The sequence below is a fragment of the Occallatibacter sp. genome (assembly GCF_036502485.1).
Classification (GTDB): domain Bacteria; phylum Acidobacteriota; class Terriglobia; order Terriglobales; family Acidobacteriaceae; genus Telmatobacter.
Genome location: NZ_DASXYM010000052.1, coordinates 1 through 9,997, shown reverse-complemented (window position 1 = coordinate 9,997; position 9,997 = coordinate 1). Strand labels below are relative to the sequence as shown.

Genomic DNA, 9,997 nt, shown 5'->3' with positions numbered 1-9,997 from the left:
GGCGCCCTGTTCCCGAGCCACATCCTCGACCGTGCGGCCCGCCTCAACCTGCTTCAGCGCAGTGATCATCTGCGCCTCCGTGTGCTTGCTTCGGCTCATCCGTCCTTCCCCTTCCTTCGTCCAAATCGTATTCCGAAATGGGCGGATTCAGGGGGTCAGGTCACTGACTGATGTAGTAAAGCGCGGAGGGTGGCGCAATATTGGCTTGAATCTGGCGCCGGTAAAGGTCGAGCGCTTCGTAATAGAACGCGTTGGGATGTTCTTGAGCCAGCCAATCCATTGAAGATCGGAATGTGCCGCTTGTAAGTTTCATGCTTTGCGAATCGTCCGACTGGGCGGAGAATTGTTCCGACGCTTTGGCAATCGCAACCTGTACGCTGCCGTTTTCACTGGCTTTCAAAGCATTGTCACAAGAGACGGTGCGGGTGGATCTAGAGTATTGGTCGATGTTAAGGATTGCCGGATCAATCTTCGGATCGAAGTCGAGTTTGTAGAGATTGGAGGTTATTTCACCCGGAGGAACGACAATGGCATTTTCGTTATCGATTAGCATTTTGAGAGCTGCATTTCCAGGGATAGTTGTGACAGAGGTGAGGAGCGTAGCGAGAGAGATTTTGTCAGAGAAGACGAATGGGTCGGTGGCCGTGCCCATATGTCCTTTCACGTTCATCGCGACTTCATTGGGAATGATTTCGTAGGCTGGATAGGTATGCCAGTGAGATGGCGGCCAGAAGCGGTGAGCCGGAATCAGGCCGCAGCGCTTGTCTGTCTCAGCGTAGGCCTCGATGAGGAAAGAACACACACTGCCCGGCAAGGCCTGTGTGGCGGTGGCGTCAGAAGAACACGGGTTCACCCATTTACGACTCTCTGTGCTGGGTACCGTGGCTGACGCAGCAGGCGGCGGGCCATCATGACTAGTCTGGCTCAAACCCCGACCACAGGCAGAAAGGAAGATTAGCAGGAGGGTGACGCACGACGGACGCAAGGCGCGAAGAGCATTCATAGGAAAGTTCACTTTCACGAGTGTTAGCGGTACAAGGGAGTTCCAGCGCGGTCGCGTAAAGGCGGCCGCTATATTGGCAGCTTCAGGAGCACTGGAATGACCTCGGCCTGGGATGGCGTTCGGACTTCCGAGATACGTCAAATAGAGCGAATATCTCTTCTGCTACTACTTGGAAGATCTGGGATTGATGAGCAGAGCATATCAGACCCTCCTAATTCGCGTCTCTCCCGATCAACTGACCTTGAGGATGATACTTCCCGTCGGACCCGAGAAACTCTCCTGATCGGTGGTATGCACCATCTCGACCCAGGAAAGAACCAGCCCGATGGTATTTGCCATCACTTCCAAAGAAAAGAGCCTCTTGAGTGAGATTTGCCAACCACTCCAAGAAATGACCCTGTGGCGTGGTACCTTCCATCGACCCCTAAGAAATTTGACGGTTATGGCCATAATCTTTGATTTCCATTTCGCACCGCCTTTTCAAAGATGTCGCAGGTAATCGACGATATGCCACTGGCTCTCGATGGGCGCATCATCACCGATTCGCTCAACGAAATCGGATCAGTAACGCTAGGTCGGCTTTGCGCCGAGAATCTTTCGACCGAGTGGCTTTGCGGATCGGCGTCCTGCGATTGCAAAAACACCTCTGAACGTCGAAGGGTTTCTCCGACTCAATGAATCAAACAATTCCGGTGGCTGCCCATGCTTAACCCTTTGAGGCGTTGTTCCGGTAGGTGCGCTGGTGTGGAAAACCCGTTGTAAGGTGGGGTCGATTTTGTAAGGTTTTTGACCGCGACAGGGCGGAATTGGGTGGATTAGGGTAATAATATAGATTCAGGTAATTCCTGTAAATCTAAGCAATATAAGCTATTTATAAGGTATCTAAGGAGCTTTCATTGTAAGGTGGCGGAGAGAGGGGGATTCGAACCCCCGATAGAGCTTTTGACCCTATAACGGTTTAGCAAACCGCCGCCTTCAGCCACTCGGCCATCTCTCCGGGTCTGTTTGGATTATACCGGGAACTTCAGGTTTGGAAACGGCGCGGCGCGATTTCGTCTTGGGTACGGCGGTTGTCCCGGCAACATTCGTTCGATCGCCGCCCCTTTCAGATGCGACCACCCTCGCGGCTGTAGTCGCCGGACTTACCGCCGGTTTTCGATTCAAGTCGAATCTCTCGGATCACAATCCCCTTGTCCAGCGCCTTGGTCATGTCGTAAATGGTCAGCGCGGCCACTGACGCCGCCGTCAGCGATTCCATTTCTACGCCCGTCACCCCCACCGTGGCCGCGGTAGCAGTGATGCGGACTCCTTCAGCTTCGATGCGCGCCTGAACATCAACATGGGTCAGTGGAATCGGATGGCACATTGGAATGAGCTCCGAAGTGCGTTTGGCGGCTTGAATTCCCGCGAAACGCGCCACTTCCAGCGGATCGCCCTTGGAATTTTGCGGCAGAGCGGCAATCACCGCGGCAGACAACTGAACGAAGGCCGTTGCCGTGGCGGTGCGGTGCGTGGCCTGCTTGGCACTGACGTCCACCATGGATGCCTGGCCGGCTTCATCGTAGTGGGAGAGGTTCGTCGGGTTGGAGTGGCTCATGGGGCCCCCTAAATGGGAAGAATACGGGCAACGTCGTTTTCGGCGAGCCGGTCAGTGCCTTCGGGCACCACTATGAAGCAGTTGGCGCGGGCAAAGGCTGCAAGGTCGCCGGATCCTTGCCACGGCACCGGCGCCACCTGCGCCAGCTCGCCCGAAAGCGGATCGGAAGTAACCGCGGATGGAATGAACCGCGTGAGATTCGGCTTGCCCCTGGCCTCGCGCGAAAGCTGGGCCGCAGCGAAGTGCGGCGCTGGCTGTTGCACTCCAGCCAGCCCGCGCAGCACCGCCGAGGCGAAGAGCAGATAGGTTGCCGCCGAGGAGATCGGATTGCCGGGAAGTCCGAACAGCGGCACCACCACCCCGCCCCGGTCGATCTCGCCGAACACCAGCGGCTTGCCGGGCTGCATGCGCACGCCTGTGAAGTGAAAGCGGGCTCCGAGCTGAGACAGAACAGGCTCCACCAAGTCGAATTTTCCGGCTGAAACGCCTCCGGAGATCAGCAGCATGTCAGCTTGCATGGCGCTCTGCAGAGCGGACGCGATTGCTTTCGACTCGTCCCGGACAACAGGCAGCACCCAGGCATCGCCGCCGCTCTGATTCACCAGCGCTGCCAGCATGAGGGCGTTCGAGTTGCGGATCTGGCTGGGGCCGGGCGTTTCGCCGACGGGCACCAGTTCATCTCCGGTAGTGAGGATCGCGACGCGTGGCCGGGCAAACACGTCCACCTTGTCGTATCCGCAAGTGGCGGCCGCTGCAATCTGCGAACACCCGAGGCAGCTTCCGGCCGCGACGAGTTCTTCGCCCGCGTGGGCTTCCGCGCCAGCAGAAACAACATTCTCGCCCCCATTCAGCTTGCGGCGGTGGGCCAAGCGGATACGACTTGCTTCGTTCTCGCCGTGGGCGCTTTCCACATGCTCAAGCATGGCCACAGCGTCGGCGCCTTCAGGCACAGCAGCGCCCGTCATGATCTCCCAGGCGGAGACAGCAGGCAGCGGTCCGGCCGGTGCCTGTCCAGCGCGGATGGAGCCGCGCACGTGAAGCCATTCGCCGGCAGAGGCCTCTCTGGCGCGGACGGCGAAACCGTCGCGCGTGGAACGCGAAAAAGCGGGCATGTCGCGGTCCGCACGGATGGGCCGTGCAAGAATGCGCCCCGTGGCTGCCTGAAGGGGCACTCGCTCCAGACGCGGCGCGTGGGCTAATAATTGCGCGGCGTAGTCGTAGACGGCGCGGGCGGCTTCAGGGAAGCTCGGGAGAGCGGCGACCATGTGTGGATTGTAGAAGGTCACCTTCGCCCGCGGCTCAAAGGGCAAACCCTCACGCGCACCTACCTAGGGTTTTCCCCTGCTAGACATCGGATGCCGGCCGGGATACGTTCAAGGCATAATTCCTTACTCCCGGCTTCATTAGGCGCTAGATCGATGAAGGTTGTTGGACTTTAAAGGCCCAGTCCTCTGACAGTGGTGCGAAGTTCTTGCGCTGATATCGGATTTCTCCCCAGTTATCTGGCCGACGAGGAGCCGCAAGTCGCAACCTGGACCGCGCCAGGGCTTGGCAACAGCACGAGACCGGATGCAGCGCCGGCATTGAACGAACGGCGCGAGAGCGAGGAGGCCAGCTTTGAGAACGCCGGCAACACGCGAACGTGTTCGGGTTGAGGGCCGCGACGGCTTGTTCCTTGTAGTGTGGGTGGATGTGGAGCTACAGATCGCTGACGTCATTCCGCTGGTGCAGGGTGATGCGGTGTTCAGTGTTCCGTTCACGGAAATCCGACCGCTGCACGATGCGCAGGCCCCCCGGAATATTGACTGAAGGGACCTCGAAAAGCAAATTCCCGAGGGAGAGCGAGCGCATCATTTCAGCTTTCTGAGGAATGCCTGCTCTATTCGTCTGGGCCGGCGATTCGCAGGCCCGGGTTGCCAGTCACAGGGGCGATGTATTTCTCCGCACGCCAGGCGATGGCCAGCTTTTCGCGGCTCAGAAGCTTGCGTATCTGACCGAGGGCGTGCTCAGCCCAGGGGCCCGAGCGGTCCAGGCGCACGTAAGCCTGCCAGTGCCGCAAGGCATGACGGAGTTCAGCCTTCCGCTCGTATGCGAGCGCCAAATTATAGTGGGCATCGCCGTATCGAGGAGCCAGTGCTACCGCCTGCTGATAGGCAGCAATTGACTCTTCTGGCCGGTCGAGTTCATCCAGCACATTGCCGAGGTCGAAGAAGGCTAGTACGTAGTCCGGATCCACTTCCGTCGCGCGCCGGTAGAGTTCTTCCGCACGCCCATACTGGCGCAGGTGGAAGTAGATGGTTCCCAGATTGATGAACGCAGCGGCGTAGGATTGATCGGCTGCGACGATCTGCTCATATAGCTCGATGGCCCTTTGACGATCGCCGGTTTCCTCGGCCTGAACAGCCATGAGGAACAGATCCTGCTGGTTGCGCTGCGGATCAGCCCCTCGGGGCCGCAGCGGAGCCGGTTCCGAGAGAGCGTCTTTCTGCCCCGCGCGCTCGAAATCGAACAGTAACTGCCGCCGGATTGGGTCAACCATCGCTCCGTGGTGGCGGAACGCTATGCGTGTGCTACCCGTTCGCACCACCGTGGCTTCCAGCAGCGGATTGATCATGCCGGCCACCGCTTTCATGGCGCTGATGGAGTGCCGGATGGACGCGGCGGGAACGTCGTCCTCGCGCAGCGCCCGGAGGATTCGCAACTGCCCGAGGTCTTGGAACGTGTAGGCCTGCTGGGGAACGATCAGTCCAGCTCTTTCCCATCCCTGTAACTGGCGGGCGCTGATCTGTAGAATTCGCAACACATCCTGGCGGCTATAGATGCTCACTCATGGCTCCCGTGCCTGGTTGCGGCAGTTTGTGCCGCACCTGTAAACGAGCACCTGCGGTGCGGCGGTGGAGTTCATACGGCGAACCGGCCTCTGGCGCTTTGATATTCCCGCGGACCGCGACGGAGGAACCGCTCTACTTGCTGCGATTATGCCAAGAATAAAAGTGGATAAGCAGACAGGAATTAACCGCGTAACAAAAAGTACGTGGATAACCGGTACCTGACTTGGTACATCCCGAAGCGGGAGCGGCTTCAAGGTGTCTATCACGCCACTTTACGGGAGAATTGAACAGGGGGCAGAAGTGGAGCCGACGATCGGACTTGAACCGATGACCTGCTGATTACGAATCAGCTGCTCTACCAACTGAGCTACGTCGGCGCACTGACCTGATTGTATCTGCGCGGCGCTCTCCGGTAAAGGCCGGCCGCGAGTTTGCACGCTTCGCAGTGTGCCCTCCAGCCAACTCTGATCCCGGCGTCGGCCCTCTTCACCAACGAAACTCCCGCTTGCGCGATCCAGCGGTGATCGCTACACTGTTGCCACTCTTCTCTGGGCCGTCTCCCCCGGCTTTGAGGCACTGAATGGATTTTTGCACCAGAGGCAGGTTACGATCCGCGAAGCAGAGGGGCTCAGTTGCCGTTTGCGCTCATCGATGTCGCCGCGACGTGTGTTGGTGGCGTAGCTCACACCACCCCAGACACCTCACGGTCCAAATCGCTGTCCGACCCTAGAAGAGAAACGCTGCCGATCGCCGTGCTTCAGTGGAATTGATTCTCCGACAGGACTTGGGCTACAGATATGCCGAACCCAGCTTTCATCCGCGGAGCAAACGTTGCCCGCTCGGGACCACCCAATCCACCGCTGCTGTACGTTGTCTCCAATTCTCGCGGCACGTGTGCTGTGTTCCGGGGCGTGTTTTTCGGTTTCCTGATCGAGTCAGTGCTTGCCCTGATGGTTTTGTTATCGCTCTTGGTTTTGCGCGGCTTATTCGGCGTTTGATTTACCGAGGCAAAATCAGGTTCCCTCCTCGCTCTATCGCGTGACAACTGAGAGGCCCGTCTAATGGCCTCTGGCCATCGGTCCTCAGCGGGGCGTTCGGCTTGCGGAGAAGGCGCCTTACCTGGGACTGCAGCCGCTCGGGCACACTCTCCTCCTGCGGCGCTTCCGCGGTAGGGGGAATTTCCGATACAGTTTGATTTTGATGGCGTTTGCGATTGCGCGGCGCCTCACAAGGGAGACACGCCCATGATGGCGCAGACGCTGGTGCTCGCCTTCCGCATCGCATTCGTTTGGGCTGGAGGTTTTCTGCTTGCCGCCGCGGTCCGCGCGCTTCTTCCGGATCAGTTCGGGTTCACCCTTAGCGGTAGAAGCGGCGCGCTCTTCATTTCCTTCAGTCGAGTCGGCTTCTGGACCTGCATCTGGGCGGCGGTCACCGTCACCATTTTGGTGGTCATCCGCGCCATGATGGGAGACATCGCCGCGCCAGGTCGCTGAGCTGACACTCGAATTGGGGCGCGCCCAACAATATGCCGGACGGATGTGTTGGAGGGCGTTGAAGCTGGAGGTGTTGAACCCAGCCTCGAAGGCTTCAAAAACGGAAAGAGCCGCCCGGCAACAGGGCAGCTCTTCCCTTAGGGAGAATAGTTCCAACGGAGGCAAAGCCATCAGAACTTTCTGGCTGCATAGTAGGTTCCGGCTCGACCGGTGTCAAGAATAAAGAGAGATAATTTAAGCGCAACACTCTCAACGACTTGCAAGCAAGGCAGGGCCCTTCCTCCGAGAGCCAGCTTCGCAGCTTGTTCGCCTTCTCAACTTGGGTTTTTGCCCGGTTTGGATGGGATTTCGCGGCGTATTTGTGCACTTTTCCACAGGGTTTCAGGCGGGTTAACGGTTCAGATGCGCGCCATTTCCCGGAACCAACAGGCTGCTCACTCTCGGAGGTCGAGCCTAATGAACTCGGCCTCATAGACACTCGACACAGGCTTACCCCTCGAAATGCGGTACATGGCTCTGGCGCCCCCGAAGAATACACCGAGGAAGATCGCTGTTGCCGCTCCGAGAAGCACCAGCGAGGCGATGCCCACCAGTAGCTTGCTGGTCTTCGAAACCTCCGACTCCGTAGGCTGCGGAACCGAAACGTAATCCTCGCGGTAGTAGACACTCGCCAGAAGTTTGTGGCTCTCGTCGGGGATAGCATCGCCGCTGACCAGCGCGACCACCGGGCCGGTGCGACGCACCTCGAGGGAGGCTTGATCCGAATCCTGCATGGGCTTGGGGAAGGGGGGGGAGGCTTTGGCTGCGGATTTTATGTAGTCGCGGATCTTTGTCTCGAAGGCGGCGGCCATTTGCGGAGTGGGATATTCGACGAGCGTCAACACGGCTGGGCCTGATGTGAGCGAGTAGTTGGCGGTCACGGCCTCTGCATCGCGATCGAAGCCGACGAGGTCCGGGGGGAGTACTCCACCGGAGCCGACATAGCCGGCCGGGCCGAGGGCGTAGTGGGTGCTCTGTGCATCAAGCCATTTCTTCGGAAGGATCGAAAGGATGGGCGGGGCGAGAGCCTTGGTGCCCTGCGCTTCCGGGAGCTGGCTGGACAGTTCCCGCAGTTCAGATCCGGACATGGAGCCAATCCGCGAGAAATTCGCGTCGACGACAATGAGGCCGCGCCAGAAGATGACGCGGTTCTTGTTGGAGGCGGCGCCGTTGCCAATGTCTTCTTTAGGCCATCCGGTGCCGCGGTAGAACGAATAGGCGCCGTAGGCGCCGCTCAGATCGTTGAAACGCAGAGCGCGCACGGTCAGGGTCTCGCCCTCGCGCTGGTAGGTAGCGGTAGCGCCGGCCTGATAGCCGTATTCCTTGAGGGCCGCGGTATTTTGAGCATCGGCCTGGGAGGCGTCCCCGATAGCTTTGGGGGCATCTTTGGTCACCCAGCCGGCAAAGGAATCGGGCAGCAGCGGCTTGTCTGCCCTGAGAGCGGCGGGGGTGGCCGCGGCCTTCTGCGATGCAGACTTCTGCGATGCGGCCGAGGCAGGGGATGCAGCCGGCGCGGCAGGCTTCTGCTGGGCTCCTGAGGCGGCGGCGAAGGCCAGGGCCGCACAGGCAATCAATCGGTGAAACGAGTGAATAGACAAAATCAACTCCGACGTTCAGAGTACAGCTTCTTCCTTCTCGATCGGAGCTGCCCTCTCTGTGTTGGACACCCCAGGCGGGCGAAAGGTTCCCGAAGAGGGGAATTGGCAGCCTAAGCCGGCAGGGGCGAGGCCTCGGGCGCGGTCTGCGGGGGCGGGGGCGAGAGCAGGTTGCCGAGCAGCGGGTAGCGACCGCCATAGAACAGCAGCGCGTAATTGCGGAGGGCGAGGCTGACCGGTCCGCCGAAGCAGATGGCCATCATGAGGCCGAGGGCGACCATGAAGGTTCCGATGACTACCTCCAGCAGTACGGCGATGAGCCACGCGGCGCCGGTGGAGTGCACCTGCAGGGCGTGTACCAGAGCAAAAAGGACTCCCGGGATGCCGAAGAGGATGATGGCGGGGACGATGAGGACCACGGTGAGGGCGATGGTGGTGGCGAAGGGCAGGATGACGCGGAGGGCCGTGTAGAGCAGGAACGCGCCCTTTTCTGCAGAGATGCTCTCCAGGGCGGCGGCGCAGGCCTCGCCGGCGGAGGCGTTTTCGAGGGCCATGTGGGGGAGCATGAAGTCGCGCATGACCACGTCGACGGCGACGCCGGCCAGGCAGAGGAGGAAGAGGACGGGAACGAGTTGCAGGATGAGGGGCAGGAAGTCGGCGATGTCGAGGCGGCCGGCGGTCTGGCTCTGATGGATGAGGCGCAGGATTCCCGGCACGAAGGGGGCCAGTGCCACGGCGGCGACGGCGAGGAATCCGATGAGGACCACGATGGAGAGGAGGAAGAAGCGCATGGCCTGCTCGCGGTACATGTGCCACCCGGAGGTGAGCTCGCGGGTGCGCTGGACGAGGGAGTTGAAGAGCGCGAAGCGGAGCCTCACCACGACGTAGAGGAGGACGACGGCGAAGATCAACAGAAGGACGGCGAGGGTCGCGAGTCCGGCGATCATGCCGAGATCGACGTGGAAGGGCACGCTGCCGTGGCTGCCTTTGGAGCCGCCGCCGGAGTTGGAGCGGAGACTGGACCAGGTGCCTTCGGTGAGGACGGCGACGGCACAGAACTTGAGGTAGTTGCCCCAGCGGAAGGGACGGAAGAGCAGGTCGCGGGTGCGATTGAGGGCGGGGGAGATGGCTTCAGTGGCAGAGAGCACGTACATGGATGCTCCTTTTGGGACGCCACGAGGGTAGCACGGAACAGGATGGCGGGCGGCAGCCCGGCAGCGTCGGCATGGAGAGATACGGCTGCGGGCGGCGGCGGGTTCCGCGGCGGCGAGCAGTCCGGCATGGGTGGACCGGGGGGGTGTATTTACCGGATAGTTAACCCGCGCAGAACGACTGTCTGGAGAGAGATGGGGGTTGAATGTGGGCGCGGTAGGGGGAGGGGGTGCTTGAAATGGTGATATGGATCACATTTAATGACTCGATAAATCGTTATTAATCAA

9 protein-coding genes and 2 tRNA genes are annotated in these 9,997 nt (G+C 60.0%); 2 read left to right on the top strand and 9 right to left on the bottom strand.

Translation table 11 applies throughout. The features are described 5' to 3' along the window. From VGL22_RS08750 to VGL22_RS08730, 5 genes are all read right to left on the bottom strand, one after another. On the bottom strand, positions 1 to 99 hold a 99-nt coding region (locus tag VGL22_RS08750; RefSeq protein WP_465266524.1), incomplete at its 3' end, for a transposase. Positions 100 to 160: 61 nt separating this feature from the next. Continuing rightward, on the bottom strand, positions 161 to 1,003 hold the full coding sequence (locus VGL22_RS08745; RefSeq protein ID WP_465266523.1) for a hypothetical protein: 843 nt from the start codon (positions 1,001 to 1,003) through the stop codon (positions 161 to 163). A 904-nt stretch (positions 1,004 to 1,907) separates the two neighbouring features. Then, positions 1,908 to 2,000 (bottom strand) — tRNA-Ser (locus tag VGL22_RS08740). A 108-nt stretch (positions 2,001 to 2,108) separates the two neighbouring features. Then, entirely contained in the window at positions 2,109 to 2,600 is a 492-nt protein-coding gene (moaC, locus tag VGL22_RS08735) for a cyclic pyranopterin monophosphate synthase MoaC (RefSeq protein ID WP_465266522.1), read from the bottom strand. 8 nt (positions 2,601 to 2,608) lie between these two features. Further along, the gene (locus tag VGL22_RS08730) at positions 2,609 to 3,910 is read right to left on the bottom strand and encodes a molybdopterin molybdotransferase MoeA (protein ID WP_465266521.1); all 1,302 of its coding nucleotides are present in this window, start codon (positions 3,908 to 3,910) and stop codon (positions 2,609 to 2,611) included. Positions 3,911 to 4,217: 307 nt separating this feature from the next. On the opposite strand from VGL22_RS08730, the gene VGL22_RS08725 reads away from it, so the two are divergent. Next, on the top strand, positions 4,218 to 4,409 hold the full coding sequence (locus VGL22_RS08725; protein ID WP_465266520.1) for a hypothetical protein: 192 nt from the start codon (positions 4,218 to 4,220) through the stop codon (positions 4,407 to 4,409). A 70-nt stretch (positions 4,410 to 4,479) separates the two neighbouring features. On the opposite strand, the gene VGL22_RS08720 is transcribed toward VGL22_RS08725, so the two are convergent. Beyond that, the gene (locus VGL22_RS08720; RefSeq protein ID WP_465266519.1) at positions 4,480 to 5,427 is read right to left on the bottom strand and encodes a tetratricopeptide repeat protein; all 948 of its coding nucleotides are present in this window, start codon (positions 5,425 to 5,427) and stop codon (positions 4,480 to 4,482) included. Positions 5,428 to 5,732: 305 nt separating this feature from the next. After that, positions 5,733 to 5,808: transfer RNA gene (locus VGL22_RS08715), tRNA-Thr, on the bottom strand. Between the two features lie 867 nt (positions 5,809 to 6,675). Here VGL22_RS08715 and VGL22_RS08710 point away from each other — a divergent pair. Next, on the top strand, positions 6,676 to 6,924 hold the full coding sequence (locus VGL22_RS08710; protein ID WP_465266518.1) for a hypothetical protein: 249 nt from the start codon (positions 6,676 to 6,678) through the stop codon (positions 6,922 to 6,924). Positions 6,925 to 7,358: 434 nt separating this feature from the next. On the opposite strand, the gene VGL22_RS08705 is transcribed toward VGL22_RS08710, so the two are convergent. Together VGL22_RS08705 and VGL22_RS08700 are read right to left on the bottom strand one after the other, a co-directional pair. After that, positions 7,359 to 8,561: a DUF6599 family protein gene (locus VGL22_RS08705; RefSeq protein WP_465266517.1), complete on the bottom strand. Its 1,203-nt coding sequence runs from the start codon at positions 8,559 to 8,561 to the stop codon at positions 7,359 to 7,361. 110 nt (positions 8,562 to 8,671) lie between these two features. Continuing rightward, positions 8,672 to 9,712, bottom strand: a complete 1,041-nt coding sequence (locus VGL22_RS08700) for a DUF7544 domain-containing protein (protein ID WP_465266516.1) — start codon at positions 9,710 to 9,712, stop codon at positions 8,672 to 8,674. Between the last annotated feature and the right edge of the window lie 285 nt (positions 9,713 to 9,997).

Bases quoted from the DNA above. Each gene is read 5' to 3' on its own strand.
- VGL22_RS08745 (WP_465266523.1), bottom strand. From the start codon at position 1,003: ATGAATGCTCTTCGCGCCTTGCGTCCGTCGTGCGTCACCCTCCTGCTA.
- moaC (WP_465266522.1), bottom strand. From the start codon at position 2,600: ATGAGCCACTCCAACCCGACGAACCTCTCCCACTACGATGAAGCCGGC.
- VGL22_RS08710 (WP_465266518.1), top strand. From the start codon at position 6,676: ATGATGGCGCAGACGCTGGTGCTCGCCTTCCGCATCGCATTCGTTTGG.
- VGL22_RS08700 (WP_465266516.1), bottom strand. From the start codon at position 9,712: ATGTACGTGCTCTCTGCCACTGAAGCCATCTCCCCCGCCCTCAATCGC.